The sequence below is a fragment of the Cellulosimicrobium sp. KWT-B genome, assembly GCF_002127155.1.
GTDB lineage: Bacteria > Actinomycetota > Actinomycetes > Actinomycetales > Cellulomonadaceae > Cellulosimicrobium > Cellulosimicrobium funkei.
In genome coordinates, this window is the sequence record NZ_NEDO01000002.1 from 109,618 (window position 1) to 134,120 (window position 24,503).

21 protein-coding genes, 1 tRNA gene and 1 other RNA gene are annotated in these 24,503 nt (G+C 74.5%); 8 read left to right on the top strand and 15 right to left on the bottom strand.

Translation table 11 applies throughout. From position 1 onward, the window contains the following. Positions 1 to 114 precede the first annotated feature (114 nt). The 5 genes from B9L22_RS06710 to ffs all read right to left on the bottom strand — a co-directional run bounded on the left by B9L22_RS06710 (position 115) and on the right by ffs (position 6,852). Complete coding sequence (locus B9L22_RS06710; protein WP_086150185.1) at positions 115 to 3,258, bottom strand: DNA polymerase III subunit gamma and tau; 3,144 nt, start codon at positions 3,256 to 3,258, stop codon at positions 115 to 117. A 78-nt stretch (positions 3,259 to 3,336) separates the two neighbouring features. After that, positions 3,337 to 3,999 (bottom strand): methionine ABC transporter permease, encoded by a 663-nt coding sequence (locus B9L22_RS06715; protein WP_021483094.1) that lies wholly within the window; start codon positions 3,997 to 3,999, stop codon positions 3,337 to 3,339. Continuing rightward, on the bottom strand, positions 3,999 to 5,207 hold the full coding sequence (locus B9L22_RS06720; RefSeq protein WP_082774752.1) for a methionine ABC transporter ATP-binding protein: 1,209 nt from the start codon (positions 5,205 to 5,207) through the stop codon (positions 3,999 to 4,001). Before B9L22_RS06720 ends, B9L22_RS06715 begins: the two co-directional genes overlap by 1 nt. Positions 5,208 to 5,379: 172 nt before the next feature. Further along, complete coding sequence (locus tag B9L22_RS06725) at positions 5,380 to 6,282, bottom strand: MetQ/NlpA family ABC transporter substrate-binding protein (protein ID WP_086149775.1); 903 nt, start codon at positions 6,280 to 6,282, stop codon at positions 5,380 to 5,382. Between the two features lie 473 nt (positions 6,283 to 6,755). Then, positions 6,756 to 6,852: signal recognition particle sRNA small type (gene ffs, locus B9L22_RS06730), an RNA gene on the bottom strand. A 166-nt stretch (positions 6,853 to 7,018) separates the two neighbouring features. Here ffs and B9L22_RS06735 point away from each other — a divergent pair. The 5 genes from B9L22_RS06735 to B9L22_RS06755 all read left to right on the top strand — a co-directional run bounded on the left by B9L22_RS06735 (position 7,019) and on the right by B9L22_RS06755 (position 11,579). Continuing rightward, positions 7,019 to 7,104 (top strand) — tRNA-Ser (locus tag B9L22_RS06735). Between the two features lie 291 nt (positions 7,105 to 7,395). Beyond that, positions 7,396 to 8,094 carry a TetR/AcrR family transcriptional regulator gene (locus B9L22_RS06740; protein ID WP_086149776.1) on the top strand — a complete coding sequence of 233 codons (699 nt, stop codon included), beginning with the start codon at positions 7,396 to 7,398 and terminating at the stop codon, positions 8,092 to 8,094. Beyond that, positions 8,091 to 9,026 carry an ABC transporter ATP-binding protein gene (locus B9L22_RS06745; RefSeq protein ID WP_086149777.1) on the top strand — a complete coding sequence of 312 codons (936 nt, stop codon included), beginning with the start codon at positions 8,091 to 8,093 and terminating at the stop codon, positions 9,024 to 9,026. Before B9L22_RS06740 ends, B9L22_RS06745 begins: the two co-directional genes overlap by 4 nt. Beyond that, positions 9,023 to 10,687, top strand: a complete 1,665-nt coding sequence (locus B9L22_RS06750; protein WP_143317139.1) for an ABC transporter permease — start codon at positions 9,023 to 9,025, stop codon at positions 10,685 to 10,687. Before B9L22_RS06745 ends, B9L22_RS06750 begins: the two co-directional genes overlap by 4 nt. A gap of 64 nt (positions 10,688 to 10,751) precedes the next feature. Beyond that, the gene (locus tag B9L22_RS06755; protein ID WP_086149778.1) at positions 10,752 to 11,579 is read left to right on the top strand and encodes a hypothetical protein; all 828 of its coding nucleotides are present in this window, start codon (positions 10,752 to 10,754) and stop codon (positions 11,577 to 11,579) included. Positions 11,580 to 11,606: 27 nt separating this feature from the next. Here the strand turns inward: B9L22_RS06755 and B9L22_RS06760 are convergent, their stop codons facing one another. From B9L22_RS06760 to B9L22_RS20195, 8 genes are all read right to left on the bottom strand, one after another. Then, a complete protein-coding gene (locus tag B9L22_RS06760) occupies positions 11,607 to 12,101 on the bottom strand; it encodes a hypothetical protein (protein WP_086149779.1) in 495 nt (164 codons plus the stop codon). Between the two features lie 132 nt (positions 12,102 to 12,233). Then, positions 12,234 to 12,944, bottom strand: a complete 711-nt coding sequence (locus B9L22_RS06765; protein WP_086149780.1) for a response regulator — start codon at positions 12,942 to 12,944, stop codon at positions 12,234 to 12,236. Then, on the bottom strand, positions 12,941 to 15,454 hold the full coding sequence (locus B9L22_RS06770) for an ATP-binding protein (RefSeq protein WP_086149781.1): 2,514 nt from the start codon (positions 15,452 to 15,454) through the stop codon (positions 12,941 to 12,943). The genes B9L22_RS06765 and B9L22_RS06770 overlap by 4 nt, the downstream gene beginning before the upstream one ends. 2 nt (positions 15,455 to 15,456) lie before the next feature. Continuing rightward, positions 15,457 to 16,071 carry a potassium-transporting ATPase subunit KdpC gene (gene kdpC, locus B9L22_RS06775; RefSeq protein WP_086149782.1) on the bottom strand — a complete coding sequence of 205 codons (615 nt, stop codon included), beginning with the start codon at positions 16,069 to 16,071 and terminating at the stop codon, positions 15,457 to 15,459. A 24-nt stretch (positions 16,072 to 16,095) separates the two neighbouring features. After that, on the bottom strand, positions 16,096 to 18,249 hold the full coding sequence (gene kdpB / locus B9L22_RS06780; protein ID WP_086149783.1) for a potassium-transporting ATPase subunit KdpB: 2,154 nt from the start codon (positions 18,247 to 18,249) through the stop codon (positions 16,096 to 16,098). 3 nt (positions 18,250 to 18,252) lie between these two features. Beyond that, positions 18,253 to 19,926 (bottom strand): potassium-transporting ATPase subunit KdpA, encoded by a 1,674-nt coding sequence (gene kdpA / locus B9L22_RS06785; protein ID WP_086149784.1) that lies wholly within the window; start codon positions 19,924 to 19,926, stop codon positions 18,253 to 18,255. Beyond that, positions 19,926 to 20,015 (bottom strand): potassium-transporting ATPase subunit F, encoded by a 90-nt coding sequence (locus B9L22_RS19620; RefSeq protein ID WP_021480408.1) that lies wholly within the window; start codon positions 20,013 to 20,015, stop codon positions 19,926 to 19,928. The genes kdpA and B9L22_RS19620 overlap by 1 nt, the downstream gene beginning before the upstream one ends. Continuing rightward, positions 20,012 to 20,149 (bottom strand): hypothetical protein, encoded by a 138-nt coding sequence (locus B9L22_RS20195; RefSeq protein WP_194216094.1) that lies wholly within the window; start codon positions 20,147 to 20,149, stop codon positions 20,012 to 20,014. Before B9L22_RS20195 ends, B9L22_RS19620 begins: the two co-directional genes overlap by 4 nt. A 229-nt stretch (positions 20,150 to 20,378) precedes the next feature. On the opposite strand from B9L22_RS20195, the gene B9L22_RS06795 reads away from it, so the two are divergent. Genes B9L22_RS06795 through B9L22_RS06805 form a run of 3 tightly spaced genes read left to right on the top strand, consistent with a single transcriptional unit; the run spans position 20,379 to position 22,010 of the window. Next, positions 20,379 to 20,675 (top strand): type II toxin-antitoxin system VapB family antitoxin, encoded by a 297-nt coding sequence (locus B9L22_RS06795; protein WP_021480409.1) that lies wholly within the window; start codon positions 20,379 to 20,381, stop codon positions 20,673 to 20,675. 25 nt (positions 20,676 to 20,700) lie between these two features. Continuing rightward, positions 20,701 to 21,351, top strand: coding sequence for a LytR C-terminal domain-containing protein (locus B9L22_RS06800; protein WP_043652283.1), 651 nt, complete (start codon positions 20,701 to 20,703; stop codon positions 21,349 to 21,351). 50 nt (positions 21,352 to 21,401) lie between these two features. Beyond that, complete coding sequence (locus B9L22_RS06805) at positions 21,402 to 22,010, top strand: N-acetyltransferase (protein ID WP_061268979.1); 609 nt, start codon at positions 21,402 to 21,404, stop codon at positions 22,008 to 22,010. Positions 22,011 to 22,088: 78 nt separating this feature from the next. On the opposite strand, the gene B9L22_RS06810 is transcribed toward B9L22_RS06805, so the two are convergent. After that, on the bottom strand, positions 22,089 to 23,423 hold the full coding sequence (locus B9L22_RS06810) for a uracil-xanthine permease family protein (protein ID WP_043652277.1): 1,335 nt from the start codon (positions 23,421 to 23,423) through the stop codon (positions 22,089 to 22,091). 99 nt (positions 23,424 to 23,522) lie between these two features. After that, positions 23,523 to 24,446 carry an LLM class F420-dependent oxidoreductase gene (locus B9L22_RS06815; RefSeq protein WP_086150188.1) on the bottom strand — a complete coding sequence of 308 codons (924 nt, stop codon included), beginning with the start codon at positions 24,444 to 24,446 and terminating at the stop codon, positions 23,523 to 23,525. Positions 24,447 to 24,503: the final 57 nt, after the last annotated feature.

The following is a 24,503-nucleotide window of genomic DNA, read 5'->3' on the forward strand; positions in this document are numbered from 1 at the left end:
CCAGCCTACGGGGCACGGCCCACACGGCGGACCCGGCCCGCCGCCGTCGCGGCCGCCGATCGTCGCCGGGTCGAAGATCTCCCCCGGCCACCAGGCCCCTGTCAACCGGGGGGGTCAGCCCTGGTCCTGGATCTCCTCGATGATCTTGCCGTCGAGCAGGCTCACCACGAGCGCGGTCCCGACAAGGCCCGTCGAGACGATGTCGGGGTCGTCCGCGGACGGGAGGTCGTCCATGGGATCGGCCGTGGACGGTTCGCCCCGCCGGGCGGGTTCCTCGGCGGGCCGCGGGACCCGGGCCGCCGCGATCGCCGCGCGAGCGGCGGAGACGCCGCGCAACGGTGCGGCCGACGTGCCTGCGGACGCCGGTGCGGCGGGGGCCGCCGCGCGGGCGGGCGCCCCCGGCGGCGGGGCCGCGGGCGACGCCGCGCCCGGCCGTCCGGGCGGCGTCGGCGCAGTGGCGGCGGACGGCACGGTGCGGGCGGGGGCCTGCGTGGGGGTCGGGGTGGTCGGCGGGGCCGGTTCGAGCACGGGCTCCGGCTCGGGGCCGTCGTCGAGGTCGGCGGGCGGCTCCGGGGGCAGCCCCGCGAGCCACGCCTCGTCCGCGCTGTCCACGCGCGGTGCGGGCGCCGGCGCGGACGCCGGGACCGACGCCCCGGCGAGCCAGGCCTCGTCGGCGGCGTCGACCACGGTCGAGCCGGCCGACGGCGCGGCGGGTGCGGCCTCGGTGCTCGGTCGCTCCTGGAGCGCGACGGCGGCGCGCGGGGTCTCGTGCGCCTCCGCGGCCTCGTCCGCCGGGCGGGAGGTGCTCGCGGAGCGGGCGGCGCCGGGCGCGCTCGGTGCCGCGACGGTCGCGACCGGAACTCCTGCCTGCGCGCCGCCCGAGCCGTGGAGGGCGGCAGCCCCGGCGCTCGCCGAGGCGGACCCCGCGGGGCCGGACGCGGCGGGAGCCGCTGCCGTCGGGGCGCTCGCCGCCGGGCCGGACGACGTGGCGACGGGCGACGCGGGGCCCGACGGCGCGGGGCCGGCGGACGGCGCGGGCGACACCGGCGCCGGGCCGGACGACGGCGCCGAGCCGCCGCCCGCCGGGCCGCCCTCGTCGAGGCGCGGCTCGACGCGGACCTGGAGCCCGAGCGTCTGGTAGACGACGTCCTGGACCGCGCTCGTGTGCCTAGACGACGAGAACGTGCGGGCCAGCCCGGGCGACGGGAAGGCGAGGTAGAGCACGTCGGCGCCGAGCTCCGCGACCTGCGCGTTGGCGCTCACCAGCGACCACGTCACGGGGCTCGCACGCAGGTTCTCGAGGACCTCCGGCCAGCGCCGCCGCAGCTCCTCCGTCGTCAGGGCAGGGCTGGCGCCACCCGCCGCCGGAGCAGACGACGCGGCCGCCTCCTGCCGGGGAGCCGCCTCGCGCGGCGTCGACGGCCGCGGGGTCTCCTCGCGCGGCGCGTCCTCGCGTGACGCCTCCGGGCGCGACGTCTCCGGGCGCGACGCATCGGGGTGCCGTGCCTCGGGGGCGTGGGAGGGAGCATTCGCCGAGGCAGCAGAGGCAGCGGTCTCGCGGGCGCGGTCGTCCGGGGCCTCGGACTCCGCTGCGGACGTCGTGCCGGACACGGCGCCCGACGTCGCGTCGGACGCGGTGCGGGGCGGGGCGCTCGCCGCACCGGACACGGGACCGGTCCGCTCGGGTCCGGACGCCTCGGCAGGCGCGGTCTCCTCGCCCGGCGCGGACGAGTCCGTGGGAGCGGACGACCCGACGGCCGTCCCGGCGCTGTCGGCCGCCGACGACCCCGCACCGTCGGCCGCGGGCGACGCGGCAGCAGGCGACGCGGAGACGTCGCCGGACGGGCGCTCCTGCTCCGGCGCGGCGGGAGCCGCGACGTGCCCGACCGGCGTCGGGTCCTGTGCGGCCGGCGCGCTCGCGGGCGCCGCGGCGGGCTGGCCCGGTCGCGCGGGCCGGAGCGCCGCGCGGACGGCAGCGGCACCGGTGAGGCCCGAGGAGGGCGCGCCGGCCGGAACCGCGGCCGGGGCGGCAGCGGCACCGTCGCCCGGGGCGGGCGTCCCCGCGGCCGGGGGGACCACGACGTTGCCCAGGCCCCCGCGCTCGAGCCGGTCGAGGCGCGCCGCGAACCCGGCCGCGCCGTCGTCCGCCCCGGGCAGGAGCAGGCGGGCCATGAGGAGCTCGAGGTGCAGGCGGGGCGACGTCGCGCCCGTCATCTCGGTGAGCGCAGCGTTGACGAGGTCGGCGGCCCGGGACAGCTCGGCCACCCCGAGGTGCTGCGCCTGCGTGCGCATGCGCTCGAGCTGGTCGGCGGGCTGGTCGCGCAGGACGGCCTGCGCCTCGTCGCCCGATACCGCGATGACGATGAGGTCGCGCAGGCGCTCGAGCACGTCCTCGACGAAGCGCCGCGGCTCGTGCCCCGTCGCGATGACGTGGTCCACGACCCGGAAGATGCTCGCGCCGTCGCGCGCGGCGAGCGCGTCCACGACGTCGTCGAGCAGGGTCGCGTGCGTGAAGCCGAGGAGCGCGACCGCGCGCTCGTACTCGACGGCGCCGTCCTCGGCACCCGCGATGAGCTGGTCCATGACGGACAACGAGTCACGGACCGAGCCGCCGCCCGCGCGCGTGACGAGCGGGACCACGCCGCTGCCGATCGACACGCCCTCGGCCGCGCACAGCTCCTCGAGGTAGGGGCCGAGCACGTCCGGCGGGACGAGGCGGAAGGGGTAGTGGTGCGTGCGCGAGCGGATGGTGCCGATGACCTTGTCCGGCTCCGTCGTCGCGAACACGAACTTCACGTGCTCCGGCGGCTCCTCGACGAGCTTGAGCAGGGCGTTGAAGCCCTGCGGCGTCACCATGTGCGCCTCGTCGAGGATGAAGATCTTGTACCGGTCGCGCGCGGGAGCGAACGCGGCGCGCTCGCGCAGCTCGCGCGCGTCGTCCACGCCGTTGTGCGACGCCGCGTCGATCTCGACCACGTCGAGGCTGCCCGGGCCGCCGCGCGCGAGCTCGACGCACGACGGGCACTGCCCGCACGGCGTGTCGAGCGGGCTCTCGGGAGTGTTGCGCTCGCAGTTGAGCGTGCGCGCGAGGATGCGCGCGCTCGTCGTCTTGCCGCACCCCCGGGGCCCGGAGAACAGGTAGGCGTGGTTCACCCGACCGCTGCGCAACGCCTGCATGAGCGGTGCGGTCACGTGGTCCTGACCGATCACCTCGGCGAAGGTCTCGGGCCGGTAGCGGCGGTACAGGGCGGTGCTCACCCCGGTCACTCTAGACGTCGCGACCCACACGCACGAGGTCGCTCCGCCGTCGGTCCCGCCGGTCCCGGCCCGGCCGCGTCAGCGGTGCAGCGCCTTGCGCGCGAGCCAGTTGCCCAGCAGCTGCGCGACCTGCACGATCGCGATGATGACGAGCACCGTCACGACCACGACGCCCCAGTTGTAGCGCTGGTAGCCGTAGACGATCGCGAAGTTCCCCAGCCCGCCGCCGCCGATGATCCCGGCGATCGCCGACATGTCGAGCACCGCGATGAAGAGGAACGTGTAGCCGAGGATGAGCGGCGCGAGCGCCTCGGGCACGAGCACCGTCGTGATGATGCGCCACGACGACGCGCCCATGGCGCGCGCCGCCTCGATCACGCCCGGGTCGATGCCCACGAGGTTCTGCTCGACGATGCGGCTCGTGCCGAACGCCGTCATCACCGACAGCGGGAAGATGAACGCCTCCGTGCCGAGCGTCGTCCCGACCACCTGGAGCGTCACCGGCCCGAGCAGCGTGACGAAGATGATGAACGGGATCGGCCGCACGATGTTGACGAGCACGTTGAGCACGCCGAACACCCACCGGTTGGCGAGCAGGTTGCCGCGCCGCGTCACGTAGAGCGCGATGCCGAGCGCGAGGCCCGCGACGCCGCCCGTGAGCAGGGCGACCGACACCATCTGGAGCGTCTGGCCGAACGACTCGACGAGGATCGGCCACAGCTGGGACCAGTCGCGGTTCATCAGCGGCCTCCGAGGTTGCCGTGGCGGAAGAGGGTGTCGCGGGCGAGGCCGTACGGGTCGCCCGGGTCGTCGTCGGTCGGGTCGGGGGCGTCCTCGTCGGCCGGAGCCGCGGCGAGGCGCGCGACGCGCGGGTCGTCGAGCGGGTGCTCCGCCGTCCCGAGGTCGACGACGTCGGCGCGCTCGCCCAGCGCGAGGAGGAACGGCGCGATGCGGTCCTCGGGCGCGTCGAGCTCGACGGTGAGCGACCCGAACGGCCGCTCCCCCACCTCGGAGATGCCGCCGTAGACGACGGACCCGTCGACGTCGTGCTCGCGCAGCAGGCGGAACAGGTCCGTCCCGGTGCTCGCGCCCTCGCGCACGCCGACCGTCACGAGGCGGCCCGGGTGGCGCTCTCGCAGGCGGGCGAGCGTCTCGCGCGACGGCCGGTCGTGCAGCGCGGTGCCGACGAACCGCTGCGCGGCGTCGGCGCGGGGCGCGGAGAAGACGTCGTACACGTCGCCCGTCTCGACGACCCGCCCGTGCTCCATCACGGCGACGCGGTGGCACGTCGAGCGCACGACCTCCATCTCGTGCGTGATGACGACGATGGTGATGCCGAGCTCGGCGTTGACGCGCCGCAGGAGCGCGAGGACCTCGCGGGTCGTCTCGGGGTCGAGCGCGGAGGTCGCCTCGTCGGCGAGGAGGATCGTGGGCTGCGCCGCGAGCGCGCGGGCGATCCCGACGCGCTGCTTCTGCCCGCCCGAGAGCTGGCGCGGGTACGCCTTCGCCTTGTCGGCGAGCCCGACGAACGCGAGGAGCTCGGCGACGCGGGCCGCGCGCTTCTCGCGCGACCAGCCCGCCACCTTGAGCGGGTAGGCCACGTTCCCCGCGACGGTGCGCGACGAGAGCAGGTTGAACTGCTGGAACACCATCCCGATGCGCGAGCGCACCTCGCGCACGCGGCGCTCGGACAGGCCCGTGATGACCTGCCCGTCGACGACGACCTCGCCGCTCGTCACCGTCTCCAGCGCGTTGACGAGCCGCACGAGCGTCGACTTCCCGGCGCCGGAGTAGCCGATGACGCCGAAGATCTCGCCGCGGCGGATGGACAGCGAGACGTCGTCGACCGCGTGCACGGCACCGTCGCCCTCGCCGAAGGTCTTGCTCACGTGGCGCAGCTCGATCGCGGGCTGCTCGTCACCACCCGGGTCGCGGGGGACGTCGGTCACGTCGGAATCCTCTCGTCGGAGGCCGGGCCGCAGGGCCGGGCCGCCTGGCGCGGTCGGGCGCCCGCCGTCAGGCGAGCCGTCCGCCTGCCATCGTCTCTCCCCGGCACGACGGCGCGCGAGGGCGGGCGCCGTCGTGCGCGCCCGCCCTCCCGTCGCCCGGGACGTGCCGGGGTCAGCCCCGGATGTCGTCCTCGATGCCCGCGAGGATCTCCTGGAGCTCCGCCGGGGAGTTCTCCTTGATGACCGCGGTGCCGCCCGACGCCTTCTTCTCGGCCTCGACGACCTCCGGCGAGTGCGAGATCTCGGCGAGCTTGAGCAGCGTCTCGTCGTCCTTGTCCTCGGCGCGCGCGACCCACACGTTGATGTAGGGCTTGGCGGCGTCCGAGTCGGGGTCGTCCTGGAAGAGGGCCTCGTCGGGCGAGAGGCCCGCGTCCTCGACGAAGTCGTTGTTGATGATCGACGCGTCGACCGACTGGAGCTGGATCGGGGTCTGCGCGGCGTCGACGGGCGTGACGGTCACCTTCGAGCTGGGCAGCACGTCGGCCTCCGTCGAGATGGAGCTCCCGCCGTCCTTGAGCTCGACGAGGCCGGCCTCCTGCAGCACGAGGAGCGCGCGGGCGAGGTTCGTCGGGTCGTTGGGCACGGCAACCTGGCCGCCGTCGGGGATCTGCTCGAGCGACGTGTGCTTCGTCGAGTACAGGCCGAGCGGGTAGACGGCGGTCGCGCCGATGGGCTGCAGGTCGTCGTTCGCGTCCACGTTGTAGCCCGCGAGGAACTGCAGGTGCTGGAACTGGTTCACGTCGAGCTCGCCCTGGGACAGCGCGGGGTTCGCCTGCGTGTAGTCCTGGAGGTCGACGAGCTCGACGTCGATGCCCTCGGCCTCCGCCTGCTCCTGGAAGACGGCCCACTTGTCGTCGGACGCGCCGACGACGCCGACGCGGATCGGGCCCTCGTCGCCGCTCTCGCCGGAGGCGCCGCCCGAGGAGTCGCCGCCACCGCACGCGGTGAGGGTCAGGGCGGCCGTCGCGGCGATCGCGGTCCAGGTCAGGCGCTTGCGGGTGGTGGAGAACGACATGGGGGTTCCTTCCGATGACGGCGGCGCGGTCACGGGTGGCGACCGGCACGGCCGGGGGTGCAGGGGGTCCCTGCGAGGCGGTGGGGTTCGGGGTGCTTCCGGCGGGCCATCAGCCACGCGGCGAGCGGGGGCGGGTCGTCGTCGAGGACGACGCGGCGGGTGCGGCGCAGGTCTCCCTGCGGGTCACGACGGCGTCAGCAGCCGCACATTCGCCCGGTGCGCACGCGGCGACAGCACGACGAGCCGGCGCAGGCTGCTGCGCGCGGGGTCGTGGTCACGACGTGCTGACGGGTCATGCCGACATCATGGGCACGACGACGGCCCGCACGCCAATCTCCGGCCGCGAAAGTCCACGATGTGGACCGGAAAGTGGTCGCATGTCGGGAACGAGAGCGTCCGGACCGGGCGAAAAGGGGCGAATGCCGCAGGGTGGAGGCAACTCGGCCCGACGGCGGAGCGGGCGGTCCGGGGACGCAAAGGACCCCTCGCACACCCACCAGAGCTCACCTACCCTTGCTGCCTTCCGGCCCTGGGGGAGTTCGGCGAGATGATGCCGCACGAGGGGTCTGCACCCACCCTAGCCCAGGTCGGCGCCGCGCTCGAAACCCGCTCCACCACGCGCCCCGCCGCGTGCCTGATCGCAGGCTCCCCGGAGGCGATTCGGCCGGGGCGCCGCCGTCCGGTATCCTCGTTGCGCTGCGGTCGGTGCGCATCCGTGCGTCGCCGACCGTCGCCAGGAGGATTCGCCTAGTGGCCTATGGCGCACGCTTGGAAAGCGTGTTGGGTTAACAGCCCTCGGGGGTTCGAATCCCCCATCCTCCGCAGACCGAAGGGCCCGCCGCACTCGCGGCGGGCCCTTCGTCGTCGTGGTGCGGGCGCACACCGAAAAGGCCCGTCGCACAGGTGCGACGGGCCTCTCGACGTCCCGACGGTCCGACGCGCCGGGACGTGGCGCCGGCGGTGCCGCCGACGGCTCCCCCCAGCCTACGGGTGTCCGGCCCGGAACGGCAGGGGTGGAGAGCCCCGGAGTCCCGGATCTTCGCCACATCCACCCACCCTGGGAGCACCCTGGACCCCTGGACAGGCGTTGAACGCGTGTTTAGTCTATTGAACATGCGTTCAGAGCAGCCTCCGCGGACCGGTCGGGCGCCCGCGCCGTCGGGCACCGACGACCTCACGACCCGTGCCCGCATCCGGGACGCCGCGATCTCGCGGTTCGCGCGCGACGGGTTCGGCGCGCCGCTGCGCACCATCGCGGCGGACGCGGGCGTGAGCGCGGCGCTCGTCGTGCACCACTTCGGATCCAAGGACGGGCTGCGCAGGGCCTGCGACGCGTACGTGTTCGACGCCGTCCGCGCCGCGAAGACCGACGCGATCTCGCCGCAGGACCCGGCGGCCGGGCCCATGGCGCTGTTCACGCAGCTCGCCGGGATCGAGGACTACGCGCCCGTGTTCGAGTACACGCTGCGCAGCCTCCAGGCGGGCGGCGACCTCGCACGGTCGTTCGTCGAGCACCTCACGCAGGTCACGCTCGAGTACATGGAGGACGGCGTCGCCGCCGGGGTGATCCGCCCGAGCCGCGACGAGCCCGCCCGCGCGCGGTACCTCGTCTCGCTCTCCCTCGGTTCGCTCCTCGTCGACGGCGCGCTGCGCGAGCGGACCGAGCCGCGCGACCCCGAGGCCGACCTCCGCGAGTACGTCGAGCGCGTGATGCTGCCCGCGCTCGAGGTCTTCACCGAGGGGCTCTTCGTCGAGCCGACGCTGCTCGACGCGTACGTCCGGCACACCACCCACCAGGAGGAGACGCGATGACGAGCACGACCCCCGCCGTCGAGGTGCACGACCTGCGCAAGGCGTTCGGCCACGTGCAGGCGCTCGACGGCCTCGACCTGACCGTCCGCACGGGCGAGGTCGCCGGGTTCCTCGGGCCCAACGGCGCCGGCAAGTCGACCACGATCCGGGTGCTGCTCGGGCTGCTGCGCGCCGACTCGGGGACCACCCGGCTGCTCGGCGGGGACCCGTGGCGCGACGCCGTCGACCTGCACCGCCGCCTCGCGTACGTGCCGGGCGACGTGAGCCTGTGGCCGAACCTCACCGGCGGCGAGGCGATCGACCTGCTCACCCGGCTGCGCGGGCGCGTCGACCCGCGCCGCAAGGCGCTCCTGCTCGAACGCTTCGAGCTCGACCCGTCGAAGAAGGCGCGCACGTACTCCAAGGGGAACCGGCAGAAGGTCGCGCTCGTCGCGGCGTTCGCGTCCGACGTCGAGCTGCTCGTGCTCGACGAGCCGACGTCGGGCCTCGACCCCCTCATGGAGTCGGTGTTCACGCAGTGCGTGCGCGAGGTCACGGCGGAGGGCCGGTCGGTGCTGCTCTCGAGCCACATCCTCGCGGAGGTCGAGAAGCTGTGCGACACCGTGACGATCATCCGCGCCGGCCGCACGGTCCAGTCCGGCACGCTCGCCGAGCTGCGGCACCTCACGCGGTCGTCGGTCACCGCGGTGACCGACCGCGACCCCGCCGCCCTCGACGCGCTGGAAGGCGTGCACGACCTCCTCGTCGAGCCCGGCGCCGACGGGACGCGAGCCCGGTTCGACGTCGACAACGACCACGTGCAGCCCGTGCTGCGCGCGCTCACCGACCTCGGGCTGCGGTCCGTCACGGTCACCCCGCCGTCGCTCGAGGAGCTGTTCCTGCGCCACTACGGCGACGAGCTCGCCCAGCTCGACGGGGCCGGTGCGCTGTGAGCGCCCCCACCGCGGCCCCGCCCCGCGGACGAGGCGCCGCCGTCGCTCCCGAGCCCCCCGGCCCGGGCCGCGCGGCGACGGGCTGGCTCACCCTGCTGCGCTTCGTCCTGCGCCGCGACCGGGTCCGCATCCCCGTGTGGACGGCGTCGGTCGCGCTCCTCTTCGGGTACGCGGCTGTCGCCCTCGACACGCTCTACCCGACGGCGGCCGACCGCCAGGCGCGCGCGGCGCTCGTCTCGAGCCCGGCCGGGATCATGCTGTCCGGGCCGCAGTACGGCGTCGAGGACTACACGCTCGGCGCGATGATCGCCAACGAGATGGCGCTCACCGTCATGGTCGCGGTCGCGATCATGAGCATCTTCCTCGTCGTGCGGCACACGCGCGCCGAGGAGGAGACCGGCCGGGCCGAGCTCGTCCGGGCGGGGGTCGTGGGGCGGCACGCGCCCGCGACCGCGGCGTTCGTCGCGGCGGTCGTCGCGAACGCGGCCATCGCCCTCGCGACCGGCGTGGTGCTCGTCGCGACCGGTCTCGACGCCGTGGACTCCCTCGCACTCGGCGCCGCCGTCGGGGTCACGGGCCTCGTGTTCGCGGCCGTCGCCGTCGTGACGAGCCAGGTCACCGAGCACGCGCGCGGCGCGAGCGGGCTCGCGCTCGCCGTGCTCGGCGTCGCGTTCCTGCTCCGCGCCGTCGGCGACGTGCAGGAGGAGCACGGGAGCTGGGTCTCGTGGCTCTCCCCCATCGGCTGGGCGCAGCAGATCCGGGCGTTCGTCGACCTACGCTGGTGGCCCCTCGGCCTGTCCGTCGCGCTCGTGGTACTGCTCCTCGCCCTGGGCGCGGCGCTCGCCGCCCGGCGCGACCTCGGCGCCGGGCTCGTGCCGCCCCGCGCGGGCCGGCCCGACGCCGCCCGGTGGCTCGCGAGCCCGCTCGCCCTCGCGTGGCGCCAGCAGCGCGCGTCCGTGCTCGCGTGGGCGATCGGGGTCGGCGTCACGGCGCTCGCGTGCGGGACGTTCGTCGACTCGGTGGGCGACATGGTCGCGGCCAACCCCGAGGTCGCCCAGATGATCGGCGACGCGTCCGACCTCGTGGCCGGGTTCGTCGCCGTCATGGCCCTCTTCCTCGGGCTCGGCGTGGGTGGTTTCGCCGTCGCCTCGGCCCAGCGTGCGCGGGGCGAGGAGACCGCGGGGCGGCTCGAGCCGGTGCTCGCGACCGGGGTCGGGCGCGTGCGGTGGCTCGCGGGCCAGCTCGTCGTGACCCTGGTCGGGACGTGCGTGCTGCTCGCCGTGAGCGCCGTCGGGCTGTGGCTCGGCGCGCTGAGCGTCGGGGAGGACGCGTTCGGCCTCGGCGACCACCTCGCCGCGTCGTTCGCGTACCTGCCCGCGGTCGCGGTCGTCGCGGGGGTCGCGGTGGCGGCGTTCGGGTCGCGCCCGGGCCTCGCGGCGCTCGCGTGGGCGCTCCTCGCCTACTCGTTCGTCGTGACGATGTTCGGCGCCCTGCTCGACCTCCCGTCGTGGGCGAGCGGGCTCTCGCCCTTCTGGCACGTGCCCCAGCTCCCCGGGGCCGACGCCGAGCCGTGGCCCTTCGTGTGGCTCATGCTCCTCGCCGTCGTGCTCGTCGCGCTGGGCCTCGCGGGCTTCCGCCGTCGCGACGTCCCGCGCCCCTGACGCGTGGCCGTCGTGGGCTCCGGCTAGGCTCGATCCACCTTTTCCGACCACGGAGGTGACGGTCATGTCCACGCCCGACCGGAGCGACGCGACGCGCTCGGCCAGGGCCACCCTGCACGAGTGGGTCGACGCGATCCCCACGCGGGAGCCGACCGAGGGTGCGGGAGCCCGCGAGCCGCGCACCTGGGTCGCGGCCCTCGCGCTCGAGGGCACGTGGCTGGGCCTGTACCAGGACGCGTACCGGTTCACCGAGACGGAGTGGGACGAGCTGGTCGACGACCTCTCCCGGTACGCCGACGTCCGGCCGCCCGCGGGCGCCGTCGTGTTCCGCGACGTCGAGCTCGACGAGGACCCGTTCCGCGACGACGAGCGCCCGCTCGTGGACGCGGTGCTGCGGGTCGCGCTCGAGGAGGGGGTCGAGAACGTCACCTTCGCCGCGGTCGCGCGGCGGTGCGACCGCAGCGAGTCGACCCTGCGGTCGATGTTCGGGGACGCGGAGACGCTGGTCGACGACGTCGCGATCGAGGTCGTGCAGTCCGGGTTCGACGACCTCTCGCCGCTGCGGCTCGACCCGTCGCGCGCCGCGGTCGCGGCGTCGGTCGCGGCGCTCGACGACTCGCGCAAGGCCGCGGCGCTCCTGCGCCTCTACGCCCTCGGCGGGGTCGCGCGCGACGACGTGCCCGAGGGGCAGCACACCGTCCACGCGGACGTGCTCCGCGCGTGGCGGGAGGAGGGCGCGCCGTCGTCCCTCGTGCTCGCGGCGCTCGCGTGCGACGGCTGGCGGGCGGGCGAGCGGCAGCGTGCGCTGCTGTTCCCCCCGGCCCTGCCGGGTGCGGTCGTGCGCGAGCTGGCGCGCCTCGTCGACGACGCCGCGGGCCCGGCCACGCCGTAGCGGTCCCGTCACGGCCCGCGGGTACGGTCAGCGCCGGAGCTCGCGCTCCTGCACGACGCCGGGGCACGGGACCGCGACGACGTCACCACGCCGCAGGTCCTCGGGGAGCCGCGCGACGCCCCCGGCGCGACCGGGGGCGGGGTGCACGGTGAAGCGGCGCAGGGGCGCCGCCGAGACGCGGCCGACGAGCCGGGCCTCCTCGACCACCGCGCCGCACGCGTCGAGGTCGGCGTCGAGCCACACCTGCCGGTGGTGGCCGCCGAGGCGCGGGACGACGTCCTCCACCCCGGCGAGCACGACGCACCGCGGCGACGCCTCCCACAGCCGCCCGACGCGACCCGGGTCGGCGCTCGCAGGTACGTGGACGGTCGGGGTCGCGCGCAGCCGGGCGCAGGCGGCGAGGCTCGTCCCGTCGACGAGCACGTCGTGCGGGGCGAGGACGGTGCCGCCCGGCCAGGCCGACGAGGGAGCGCCGCGCAGCGCGGCGAGCCGGGCGGAGAACGCGGTGTGCACGAGGGTCATGACTCCGGTCTACCGCGCGCAGCGGGGGCGGGGACCGGGCCTGACGGAACGCACACGGCCCGCGCCCGGATCCTCACGACCTCCCGACGCGCGGGGCCGTCCGCCCGCGGGGAGGCTGCTCGCCGGCCGTCGTCAGGACGCCGCGGTCGGGGAGCCCGGGTCCGGCTCGAAGCGGTAGCCCATGCCCGCCTCGGTGAGCAGGTAGCGCGGGGCCGCCGGCTCCGGCTCGAGCTTCTTGCGGAGCTGCGCGACGTACAGGCGCAGGTACCCGGTGTCGCTCACGTGCTGGGAGCCCCAGATCTCGGTGAGCAGCGTCTGCCGCGTGACGAGCTTGCCCGGGTTGCGGACGAGCCGCTCCAGCACCTGCCACTCCGTCGGGGTGAGCCGCACCTGCTCGGTCTGGCGGTCGCGCACGCGCACGACGCTGTGGGCCGACAGGTCGACCGTCACGTCGCCCAGCACGACGACCGGGGCGGAGTCCTCGTGCGCGACGCGACGCGTGAGCGCGCGGATGCGCGCGAGCAGCTCCTCGATGGAGAACGGCTTCGTGACGTAGTCGTCGGCGCCCGCGTCGAGGGCCTCGACCTTGTCGGCGGCGCCCGTGCGCCCGGACACCACGAGGATCGGGGCGTCCGACCAGCCCCGGACGGCGTGGATCACGTCGAGGCCGTCGAGCTCGGGCATGCCGAGGTCGAGCATGAGGACGTCGGGCCGGTGGTCGATCGCGCGCGCGATCGCCTGCGAGCCCGAGGTCGCCGTGATGATCTCGTAGCCCTGCGCGGTGAGGGTGATGCGCAGGGCGCGCAAGATCTGCGGGTCGTCGTCGGCGATGAGGATCTTCATGGCGCGCTGGTCTCCGGTGCGTCGGGGTCGGGCGTCGGGCCCGCGGCGGGCAGGGCCACGACCATGGTGAGCCCTCCGCCGGGGGTGTCCTCGGGGGTGAGCGTCCCGCCCATGCCCTCGACGAACCCCTTCGACAGCGCGAGGCCGAGCCCGAGACCTGTGGTGTTGTCGGTGTCGCCGAGGCGTTGGAACGGCACGAACACGTCCTCGCGCCGCTCGGGCGGGATGCCCGGGCCGTGGTCGACGACGCGGATCTCGACCGACCCCCCGAAGGCGCTCGTCGAGATCCGCACGCGCTCGTCCGGCGGCGAGTGCCGCGTCGCGTTGGCGAGCAGGTTGACCAGCACGCGCTGGAGCAGCACCGGGTCGGCGACGACCGCGGGGACGTCGAGCTCCAGGTCGAGCTCCACCTGGGCGGGTCCCAGACCGAGCTCGTCGAGCGCGGGCAGCACGACGTCGGCCGGCTCGACCTCGGTGCGCGACACCCCGAGGACGCCCGCCTCCAGCCGGCTCACGTCGAGCAGGTCGGTGATGAGCGTGCCGAGCGCGCCAAGGCTCTCGTCGGCGGTCGCGAGCAGCTCGTCCCGGTCGGCGGGGCTGAGCGCGCCGCGCGTCGAGCGCAGGCCGCTCACGGCGGCGGTCGCGGCGCTCAGCGGACGGCGCAGGTCGTGGCTCAGCGCCGACAGCAGCGCGCTGCGCACGCGGTCGGACTCGGCGAGCTGGTCCATCTCGCTCGCGACCTCGGCGAGGTCGCTGTGCTCGAGCGCCGCCTCGAGCTGGACGGCGATGACGTTGAGCAGGCGCCGCTCGGACGCGGCGAGGTCCGGCCCGAACAGCTCGAGGTCGGCGCGGTCGTCCACGCGCACCGTCGTGCTGGGCGCTCCCGGCCCCGGGTCGCCGTCGGCCGCGAGCTCCGTCCCGGAGACGACGAGCCGCGCCCCCGCCATGCCGAACGCCTCGCGCGCCCGGCTCACGAGGGCCTGCACGGCGTCCTGCCCGCGCAGGACGCTGCCCGCGACCGTGGCGAGCACCTCGGACTCCGCGGCCGCGCGCCGGGCCGCCCGGGTCGTGCGCGCCGCGCGGTCGACGACGACGCTCACGAGCACGGCGATGACGACGTACAGGACGAGGGCCACGAGGTGGAACCGCTCGCCCACGGTGATCGTGTGCAGGGGCTCGACGAAGAAGTAGTCGAGCGTGACGCCCGACAGGACCGCGGCGTAGACCGCGGGCCAGACGCCCCCGACGAGCGCGACGACGACGACGAGAAGCTGGTACGCCAGGACGTCCGTCACGAGCGTGTCCTCGTCGCGCGCCGTGACGAGGAGCCAGGTGAGCAGCGGTCCGCCGACGAGCGCGAGGACGAACCCGGCGACACGGCGGCGCAGGGTGAGCGCGCCGCCCGAGCGGGGCAGGCGCGCCCCTCCCCCGGCGGCGGCGTGGTTGACGATGTGGACGTCGATGTTGCCCGCCTCGCGCGTGACCGTCGCCCCGATGCCGGGGCCGCTGAGGGCCGACGCGAGCCGGCCCCGGCGCGAGACCCCGATCACGAGCTGCGTGGCGTTGACGCCCTTGGCGAACTCGACGAGCGCGGTGGGGACGTCGTCGCCCACGACCTGGTGGTACGTCCCGCCGAGCTGCTCGACGAGCGCGCGCTGATGCGCGAGCGCGCCGGGGGCCGCGTCGCGCAGGCCGTCCTGCGTCGTGACGTGCACCGCGAGGAGCTGGCCGCCCGCAGACCGCGCGGCGATGCGGGCGCCGCGCCGCACGAGCGTCTCCCCCTCCGGGCCGCCCGTGAGCGTCACGACGACGCGCTCGCGCGCCTCCCAGGTGCTGTCGATCCCGTGCTCGGTCCGGTACAGCTGGAGCGCCGCGTCCACCTCGTCGGCGAGCCAGAGCAGCGCGAGCTCGCGCAGCGCGGTGAGGTTGCCGAGGCGGAAGTAGTTCGACAGCGCCGCGTCGACGCGCTCGGCCGGGTACACGTACCCGCCCGCGAGGCGGTCGCGCAGCGCCTGGGGCGCGAGGTCGACGACCTCGATCTGGTCGGCGCCGCGCAGGACGGCGTCGGGGATCGTCTCGCGCTGCACGGCGCCCGTGATCTTCTCGACCACGTCGTTGAGCGACTCGATGTGCTGGATGTTGACGGTCGAGATGACGTCGATCCCGGCGTCGAGCAGCCGGTCGACGTCCTGCCAGCGCTTCTCGTGGGCGAGGCCCGGCGCGTTCGTGTGCGCGAGCTCGTCGACGAGCGCGACGTCCGGCCGCCGCGCGAGGACGGCGTCCAGGTCGAGGTCCGTGAGCTCGACGCCCCGGTGGGTGACGCGGACGCGCGGCACCACCTCGAGGCCCTCCGCCATGGCCGCCGTCGCGGCGCGGCCGTGGGTCTCCACGACCGCGACCACGACGTCCCGGCCCTCGTCGCGCAGACGGCGGCCCTCCTCGAGCATGGCGTAGGTCTTCCCGACGCCGGGCGCCGCGCCGAGGAGGACCCGCAGCCGTCCGCGCGCCATGCTCAGCCTCCGATCCGGTCCAGGGCGACGTTGAGCTCGAGCACGTTCACCGTCGGCTCGCCGAGGTACCCCAGCGCACGCCCCCCAGTGTGCCGCGCGACGAGCTCTTCGACCTGCGCGGCGGTCAGACCGCGCGCCGCTGCGACGCGGTCGACCTGGACGGCGGCGTAGGCCGGGCTGATGTGGGGGTCGAGGCCGGAGCCCGAGGCCGTGAGCGCGTCCACGGGGACGTCAGCCGGGTCGATGCCCTCGAGCTCGGCGACCTGGGCGCGCCGCTCCGTGATCGCGGCGACGAGGTCCGCGTTCTCGGGGCCGAGGTTCGAGCCCGACGACGCCGCGGCGTCGTACCCGTCGCCCGCGGCCGACGGCCGGGGCTGGAAGTACTCGGGCAGCGGGTCGCCGTCGGCGTCGGTGAACGCCTGCCCGAGCAGGGCCGACCCGACGACCCGGCCCGCGCCGTCGTGCACGAGCGAGCCGTCGGCGCGGGCGGGCAGGACGAGCTGCCCGACGCCGGTGACGACGAGCGTGTACCCGACGCCGAGGAGGAGGGTGAGGACGAGCATCGCCCGGGTCGCGACCCAGACGACCCGCCCGGTGCTGCGTGCCGTGGTGTTCATTGGGTTCTCCTGGTCGTCGTGCGGTCAGTAGCCGGGGAGGAGGCGCACGACGAGGTCGATGAGCCAGATGCCGACGAACGGGGCCACGAGGCCGCCGACGCCGTAGACGAGCAGGTTCCGCCCGAGGATCGTCGAGGCGTCGGCGGGCCGGTACCGCACGCCGCGCAGCGCGAGCGGGATGAGCAGCACGATGACGATCGCGTTGAAGACGATCGCCGACAGCACCGCCGACGACGGCGAGCTGAGGCCCATGACGTTGAGCACCTCGAGGCCGGGGAACACCCCCATGAACATCGCGGGGATGATCGCGAAGTACTTCGCGACGTCGTTGGCGATCGAGAACGTGGTGAGCGCCCCGCGCGTGATGAGGAGCTGCTTGCCGATGCGCACGACGTCGATGAGCTTCGTCGGGTCGGAGTCGAGGTCGACCATGTTGCCGGCCTCCTTCGCGGCCGACGTGCCGGAGTTCATCGCGACGCCCACGTCGGCCTGCGCCAGGGCGGGCGCGTCGTTCGTGCCGTCGCCCGTCATCGCGACGAGGTTGCCGCCCTCCTGCTCGGCGCGGATGAGCACGAGCTTGTCCTCGGGCGTGGCCTCGGCGAGGAAGTCGTCGACGCCCGCCTCCTGCGCGATCGCGGCGGCGGTGAGCGGGTTGTCGCCCGTGATCATCACCGTGCGGATACCCATCGACCGCAGCTCGGCGAAGCGGTCCGCGATGCCCTCCTTGACGACGTCCTTGAGGTGGACGACGCCAAGCACGCGGCTCGCGCCGTCCGGCGTCCGCACCGCGACGACGAGCGGCGTGCCGCCCGACTGCGCGACCTCCTCCACGACGTCGTCGAGCTCCGCGAGCACGCTCGACGCCGCCCGCTCGCCGCCCTGCTCGACCCACGCCGTCACGGCGGAGCCGGCGCCCTTGCGGATCTGGGTGCCGTCCGGCTCGTCGAGCCCCGACATCCGGGTCTGCGCCGTGAACGGCACGATCTCGCCCGGCGCGGTCGGCCCGACGTCGAGGCCCCCGCGGCGCGCGAGCTCGACGATCGACGTGCCCTCCGGCGTCGGGTCCGCGAGGGACGACAGCGCGGCGGCGCGGACGAGCTCACGCTCGTCGACGTCGCGCAGCGCGACGAACCGCGCGGCCTGCCGGTTGCCGTAGGTGATGGTGCCCGTCTTGTCGAGCAGGAGGGTCGTGACGTCGCCCGCCGCCTCGACGGCGCGGCCGGACATCGCGAGCACGTTGCGCTGCACGAGGCGGTCCATCCCCGCGATGCCGATCGCCGAGAGCAGCGCGCCGATCGTCGTCGGGATGAGGCAGACCAGGAGCGCGACGAGGACGGCGACGCTCACGGGGCTCGCCGCGTACGACGCGACGGGGTTGAGCGTGAGGGCGACCACGACGAACACGATCGACAGCGACGCGAGGAGGATGCTCAGCGCGATCTCGTTCGGCGTGCGCTGCCGGCTCGCGCCCTCGACGAGCGCGATCATCCGGTCGACGAACGTCTCGCCCGGCATCGAGGTGACGCGCACGACGATGCGGTCCGACAGGACGCGCGTGCCGCCGGTGACGGCGGACCGGTCGCCGCCCGACTCGCGGATCACCGGCGCGGACTCCCCCGTGATCGCGGACTCGTCGACCGACGCGATGCCCCAGACGATCTCGCCGTCGCCGGGGACCAGCTCCCCCGCCTCGGCGACGACGACGTCCCCCAGCCGCAGGTCGGCCGAGGACACCTCGACCGCGCGGGCGCGCAGGGCGCCGGGGTCGCCCGTCTCGTCGTACGCGGCGACGCGGTGCGCGACGGTCGCGGTGCGGGTCCGGCGCAGCGAGTCGGCCTGGGCCTTGCCGCGGCCCTCCGCGACCGACTCCGCGAGGTTGGCGAAGAGGACCGTGAGCCACAGGAACACGGCGATGACCGCGGTGAAGGACCCGGGGACGGGCGTGCCGCCCGACTCCTCCGGGCCGCCGAGGAACGGCTCGACGACCGCGATGACGGTGGTGAGCGCGGCCCCGACCCAGACGAGGAACATCACGGGGTTGCGCCACATCTGGCGCGGGTCGAGCTTGCGGAACGCGCCGGGCAGCGCCTGGCTCACCTGCGACCAGGTGAAGAGGCCGCCGGTGGTCGCGGCCGGCTGGTGCACGGCGCGCGGGGAGGGGTGGGTGAGCGTGGACATGGGTTACAGCAGCCCTTCAGCCAGGGGACCCAGCGCGAGAACGGGGAAGTACGTGAGCGCGGTGAGGAGGAGGACCACGCCGATCAGGAGCCCCACGAACTGGGGGCGGTGGGTCGGCAGCGTGCCGACGGTCGCGGGCACCTTGTCCTGCTGCGCGAGCGAGCCCGCGAGCGCGAGGACGAGGACGATCGGCACGAACCGGCCGAGCAGGATCGCGACGCCGAGCGCGGTGTTGAGCCACGGGGTGTTCGCGGTGAGCCCGGCGAACGCCGACCCGTTGTTGTTGGCCGCGGACGTGAACGCGTACAGCACCTCGGTCGTGCCGTGCACGCCGGGGTTCCAGATCGACACCGTCTCGACGCTCTCGCGCACGGGCGGGATCGCGAAGCTCAGGGCCGTGCCGGCGAGCACGAGCGTCGGCGTCACGAGGATGTAGAGGCTCGCGAGCTTGATCTCGCGCGGCCCGATCTTCTTGCCCAGGTACTCCGGCGTGCGTCCGACCAGCAGGCCCGCGATGAAGACCGCGATGACGGCGAGCACGAGCATCCCGTAGAGCCCGGAGCCGACGCCGCCCGGGGCGACCTCACCGAGCATCATGTTGAGCAGCGGGAGCATCCCGCCCAGCGCCGTGTAGGAGTCGTGCATCGAGTTGACCGCGCCGGTCGACGTCGTGGTGCTCGTCGTGGCGAAGAGGGTCGAGCCGATGATCCCGAATCGCGCCTCCTTGCCCTCCATCGCACCCCCGGCGAGCTGCGGCGCGGTGCCGTTCCCGGCGGACTCCAGCGCGGTGAGCGCGACGAACGACGCCACGAAGAGCACGCCCATCGTCGCGAGGATCGCGTAGCCCTGGCGGTCGTCACCGACCATCCGGCCGAACGTGCGCGGCAGGGAGAACGGGATGGCGAGCATGAGCAGGACCTCGACGACGTTCGTCCACGCCGACGGGTTCTCGAACGGGTGCGCCGAGTTCACGTTGAAGAACCCGCCGCCGTTGGTGCCGAGCAGCTTGATGACCTCCTGCGAGGCCACCGGCCCGCCCGGCACGCTCTGGGTGCCGCCCGCGAGCGTCGTGACCTGCGTGAAGCCGTCGAAGTTCTGCACGACGCCGCCGACCAGCAGCACGACCGCGCCGACGAGGGAGATCGGGAGCAGGATGCGCAGGCACCCGCGCACGAGGTCCACCCAGAAGTTGCCGATCGTGCCGACCCGGCGGTACGCGAAGCCCCGCACGAGCGCGACGGCGACCGCCATGCCGACCGCCGCGGACACGAAGTTCTGCACCGCGAGCCCGGCGAGCTGCACGGTGTAGCCGAGCGTCTGCTCGGGCGAGTACGACTGCCAGTTCGTGTTGCCCACGAACGACGCGGCCGTGTTGAAGGCGAGGTGCTCCGACGGCGCGGGCAGCCCGAGCGAGTACGGGAGCCACTGCTGCGTGCGCTGCAGCACGTAGAGCAGCACGAGGCCCACGGCCGAGAACGCGAGGATGCTGCGCAGGTAGGCGGGCCACGTCTGCTCGGAGCGGGGGTCGACGCCCAGGACGCGGTACAGGCCCCGCTCGACCCGCCAGTCCTTCGGCGAGGAGTAGACCCGCGCCATGTGGTCGCCCAGCGGGCGGTAGAGCGCCGCGAGGACCAGGGCGACGGTCCCGAGCGCGAGGAGCGCGAAGATCCAGGTCATCAGAAGCGCTCCGGTCTCACGAGCGCCACCACGAGATACACGATCGCCGCCGCACCGAGAGCCACGGCGAGGAGCTCGAGCACGATCACAGCTTCTCCACCGCCTTCCCGATTCCGGCGACCAGCACGAACACGGCGATCACGCCGAGCACGTAGACGATGTCGAGCACGAGACGTCTCCAGGTCGAGACCGACGGCCCCCGGTCGGGGGGCCGGGCACCCACCGGACGGGGCGCCGACGACGATCGAACACCCGCTCCGGCGCGGCGGAGCCCGTCCTCACGGGACCCATACGGGCGGGGGCGCGACGCTAACGATCTCCTGACGCCCGGCCGTCGGTCCGGCCGGTCGCGGACGAGCCCGTCGGTTCCCGTGGGGAGTTCGTGACGAGTGCGTGACCGACGCCCCGCCATCGGGGGCGGTGCGCGCCGTCGGGCACCTAGGATGTCCCGCATGATCTTCAAGGCCGTCGGCGACGGGCGCCCCTACCCGGACCACGGCCGGGTCACCGCCCGCGACTGGGCGGAGGTGCCCCCGCGTCAGGTGCGCCTCGACGAGCTCGTCACCACCAAGCGCACGCTCGACCTCGACGCGCTCCTCGCCGAGGACTCCACGTTCTTCGGCGACCTCTTCGCGCACGTGGTCGAGTTCGACGGCGTCCTCTACCTGGAGGACGGCCTGCACCGCGCCGTCCGCGCCGCGCTGCAGCAGCGGGCGATCCTGCACGCGCGCGTGCTGACGCTGCGATGAGCGGCCGGTCCGGTAGGTTGCTGGCGTGACACTCCGCCCCGACACCGCGCGCGCCGTCCGCCGCCGGCGCATGCACGAGCGCCAGGCCGTCGTGTTCGGGCTGCTTATCGCGGCGCTCGCCGTCGTCGGGATCGGCGCCCTCGCCGTGTACACCGGCGCGATCGAGGCGCCGTTCGACCGGGAGCTGTCCTCCCCCGAGGCCGTCGACGACCTCGCGGACGTCAAGGTCCCCTGCCTCGCGGACGGCACCCTGCCCGTCGCCACCGGCGACATCCAGGTCAACGTCTACAACGCGTCCGGCAAGGACGACCCGCTGGGCCGGCTCAACCAGGACATCCTCACGTCGCGCGGGTTCGCGGTGCTCTCGACGGGCAACGCCCCCGACCTCGACGGCGACGGGAAGTCCGACGTCGTGTCGCGCACGCAGATCCACTTCGGTGCCGCGGGCGTCGCGCAGGCGTACACCCTCGCCGCGCACTACGAGAACCCGGGCCTCGTGCTCGACGCGCGCGAGGACGCGACGGTCGACCTCTACGTGGGCGCCGACTTCGAGAACATCGTGGACCCGGAGCTCGTCGGCCTGTCCGGCGACGTCCCGCTCGAGAGCCGTGCGGGGTGCGTCCCGATCGAGGAGATCACGCCCCGCCCGCTGCCCGTGCCGCCCGCCGAGGGCTAGCACGTCCCGGCCCGGCTCCCGCCGGGCACCCTGACCGCCGAACGGTACCCATGAGCACCCTGCCCCTCCGGCCCGCCCGGACCACCGACCCCGCCGAGGTCGACCGCCTGTACGAGATCTGCCTGCGGACCGGTGCGTCCGGCGCCGACGCGAGCGGGCTCTACGCCGACCAGCGCCTGCTCGGCGAGGTCTACCTCGGCGCGTACCTCGCGCTCGAGCCGGGCCTGGCGTCCGTCGTCGAGGCCGACGGCGTCGCCGCCGGCTACGTGCTCGGCGCCCGCGACACCGCCGCGTTCGAGGACCGGTGCGAGCGCGAGTGGTGGCCGCCGCTCCGGGAGCGCTACCCCCTCGGGAGCTTCCCCGCGGGCTCGCGCGACGAGGCGCTCGTCGAGCAGATCCACCGCCCGCACCGCACGGACCCGTCCGTGCTCGGCGACTACCCGTCGCACCTGCACGTCGACCTGCTGCCGTCGGCCCAGGGCGGCGGCAACGGCCGCCGCCTCATGGAGGTGCTCTTCGACGCGCTGCGCGCCGCCGGGTCGCCCGGGGTGCACCTCGGCGTGGCGGAGGACAACGCGTCCGCGATCGGCTTCTACGAGCACCTCGGCTTCACCCGGCTCGACGTCGCCGAGGGTCTCGTCCTGGGCCTGCGCCTCTAGCCGACGGCCCGGCGGGCTCGCGCCTGCCGGGCCGTCGTCTCCGTGAAGCCTCCGAGGAGGCCGCTCCCGCGCGTCGCGTCAGCGGGCGTCCTCGACCGTCTCGTGGACGGCGGGCTCGTCGCCCCCGGGGGCCGACGCCGGGCTCGCAGGCTCCTGCGTCGTGCCGCGCCACCGCGAGAGGTTCCGCATCACGTGGTAGATCACGAGCGCCGCGGCGGTGCCCAGCGCGATCCCCTCGAACGTCAGGTCGCCCACGGCCCACGTGAAGTTGGCGATGCCGACGACGAGCGGCACGGCCGCGGTCGTGAGGTTGACCGGGTCGGAGAAGTCGACCTTGTTCTGCACCCAGATGCGCGCACCGAGGATGCCGATCATGCCGTAGAGCATCGTCGCGGCACCGCCCAGGACGCCGACCGGGATCGTCGCGATGAGCGCGCCGAACTTCGGCGACAGGGAGAGCACCAGCGCGGTCGCCGCCGCGACCCAGTACGCCGCGGTCGAGTACACGCGCGTGGCGGCCATGACCCCGATGTTCTCGGCGTACGTCGTCGTGCCCGAACCGCCGCCGACCCCCGCGAACGTCGTCGCGAGGCCGTCGGCGAAGAGCGCGCGACCGGTGAGGTCGTCGAGGTTCTTGCCCGTCATCGCGGCGACCGACTTCACGTGCCCGACGTTCTCCGCGATGAGCACGAGCACGACCGGGACGAACAGGCCGAGCACGGCGACGTCGAACGTCGGCGTGACGAACTCCGGGAGCCCGACCCAGGCAGCCTTCCGCACCTCGTCGAACGACACCTCGCCCTGGATCACGGCCACGACGTAGCCGACGACCACGCCGACGAGGATCGACAGCCGACCGAGGATCCCCTTGAACAGGACGCTCACGAGGATGATCGCGGCGAGCGTGACGACGGCCGTGACCGGCGCCTGCTGGAAGTTGCCCCACGCCGCCGGGGCGAGGTTGAGCCCGATGAGCGCGACGATCGTGCCCGTGACGATCGGCGGCATGACGACGTCGATCCACCGCGCGCCCGCGACGTGGACCAGGAGGCCGACGGCCGCGAGCACGAGGCCCGTGACGAGGATCCCGCCGACCGCGACCGACTGGCCCTGGGACGCGGTCGCCGCACCGATCGGCGCGATGAACGCGAAGCTCGACCCGAGGTAGCTCGGGAGGCGGTTCCGCGTGATGAGCAGGAACCCGACCGTGCCGATCGCCGAGAAGAACAGCGTCGTCGCGGGCGAGAAGCCCGTGAGGAGCGGCACGAGGAACGTCGCGCCGAACATGGCGACGACGTGCTGCATCCCGATCCCGATGGTCCGCGGCCAGGTCAGACGCTCGTCCGGGTCGACGACGTCCCCCGGTCGGACCGTCTTCCCGTCACCGTGCAACCGCCACCCGATGGCGCTCATGTCTCTCCCGTCCGTGAAGCCCGTGTGAAAAAACCCCCGGTGCAGGGTAGTGGTCCGACGTCACGGCGGTGTTTCCGGGGCGACCCGTGGGCGCGGGCGTCACGGCAGCTGCGGCACGACCTCGCTCGCGACGAGCTCCAGGTGGTCGAGGTCGTGCAGGTCGAGCACCTGGAGGTAGAAGCGCGTCGCGCCCTGCTCCGCGGCGGCCGCGATCTTGTCCGCGACCTCGCCGACCGTGCCGGCCAGACCGTTGCGGCGGACCTCGTCGGGCTCGCGCCCGATCGCGTCGGCCCGACGGCGGAACTCCGCCTCGTCCTTGCCCACCGCGACGACGAACGCCGCCGAGTACACGAGCGAGTCGGGGTCGCGGTCGGCGTCGAGGCAGGCGGCGCGCACGTTCTCGAACCGGTCGGGCAGGACGCCCGGATCGGGGAACGCCGCGTTGAACTCGCTGGCGTACCGGGCCGCGAGCGCCGGGGTGCGCCGGGGCCCGTGGCCGCCGACGATCACGGGGACGCGCTCCTGCGCGGGCTTCGGCAGGGCCGGGGAGTCCGTGAGCGTGTAGTGCTCGCCGCTGAACGAGAACGTCTCGCCGACCGGCGTCTCCCACAGCCCGGTGACCACCGCGAGCTGCTCCTCGAGGATCCCGAACCGCTTCTCCGGGAACGGGATGCCGTACGCCTCGTGCTCGCGGGCGTACCAGCCCGCGCCGAGGCCGAGCTCCACGCGGCCGCCCGACATCTGGTCGACCTGCGCGACCTGGATCGCGAGCACGCCGGGGTGGCGGAACGTCGCCGACGACACGAGCGTGCCGAGCCGGATGCGGCTCGTCTCGCGGGCGAGGCCGGCGAGCGTCGTCCAGGCGTCGGTCGGGCCGGGCAGCCCGTCGCCGTCGCCCATGACGAGATAGTGGTCGGAGCGGAAGAAGGCGTCGAAACCGAGGTCCTCGGTGGCCTTCGCGACAGCGAGGAGGTCGTCGTACGACGCGCCCTGCTGGGGCTCGGTGAAGATGCGCAGGTCGATCTGGGTCATGCCGTCACCCTGCCACACCGCGCGCCCGCCCCCGCCCGCAAGACACCC

Excerpts from the sequence above, each read along its gene's own strand:
- B9L22_RS06715 (WP_021483094.1), bottom strand. The coding sequence starts at position 3,999 with ATGAACCGCGACTGGTCCCAGCTGTGGCCGATCCTCGTCGAGTCGTTC.
- B9L22_RS06725 (WP_086149775.1), bottom strand. The coding sequence starts at position 6,282 with ATGTCGTTCTCCACCACCCGCAAGCGCCTGACCTGGACCGCGATCGCC.
- B9L22_RS06740 (WP_086149776.1), top strand. The coding sequence starts at position 7,396 with ATGCGTTCAGAGCAGCCTCCGCGGACCGGTCGGGCGCCCGCGCCGTCG.
- B9L22_RS06745 (WP_086149777.1), top strand. The coding sequence starts at position 8,091 with ATGACGAGCACGACCCCCGCCGTCGAGGTGCACGACCTGCGCAAGGCG.
- B9L22_RS06755 (WP_086149778.1), top strand. The coding sequence starts at position 10,752 with ATGTCCACGCCCGACCGGAGCGACGCGACGCGCTCGGCCAGGGCCACC.
- B9L22_RS06760 (WP_086149779.1), bottom strand. The coding sequence starts at position 12,101 with ATGACCCTCGTGCACACCGCGTTCTCCGCCCGGCTCGCCGCGCTGCGC.
- B9L22_RS06765 (WP_086149780.1), bottom strand. The coding sequence starts at position 12,944 with ATGAAGATCCTCATCGCCGACGACGACCCGCAGATCTTGCGCGCCCTG.
- B9L22_RS06770 (WP_086149781.1), bottom strand. The coding sequence starts at position 15,454 with ATGGCGCGCGGACGGCTGCGGGTCCTCCTCGGCGCGGCGCCCGGCGTC.
- kdpC (WP_086149782.1), bottom strand. The coding sequence starts at position 16,071 with ATGAACACCACGGCACGCAGCACCGGGCGGGTCGTCTGGGTCGCGACC.
- kdpB (WP_086149783.1), bottom strand. The coding sequence starts at position 18,249 with ATGTCCACGCTCACCCACCCCTCCCCGCGCGCCGTGCACCAGCCGGCC.
- kdpA (WP_086149784.1), bottom strand. The coding sequence starts at position 19,926 with ATGACCTGGATCTTCGCGCTCCTCGCGCTCGGGACCGTCGCCCTGGTC.
- B9L22_RS06795 (WP_021480409.1), top strand. The coding sequence starts at position 20,379 with ATGATCTTCAAGGCCGTCGGCGACGGGCGCCCCTACCCGGACCACGGC.
- B9L22_RS06805 (WP_061268979.1), top strand. The coding sequence starts at position 21,402 with ATGAGCACCCTGCCCCTCCGGCCCGCCCGGACCACCGACCCCGCCGAG.
- B9L22_RS06810 (WP_043652277.1), bottom strand. The coding sequence starts at position 23,423 with ATGAGCGCCATCGGGTGGCGGTTGCACGGTGACGGGAAGACGGTCCGA.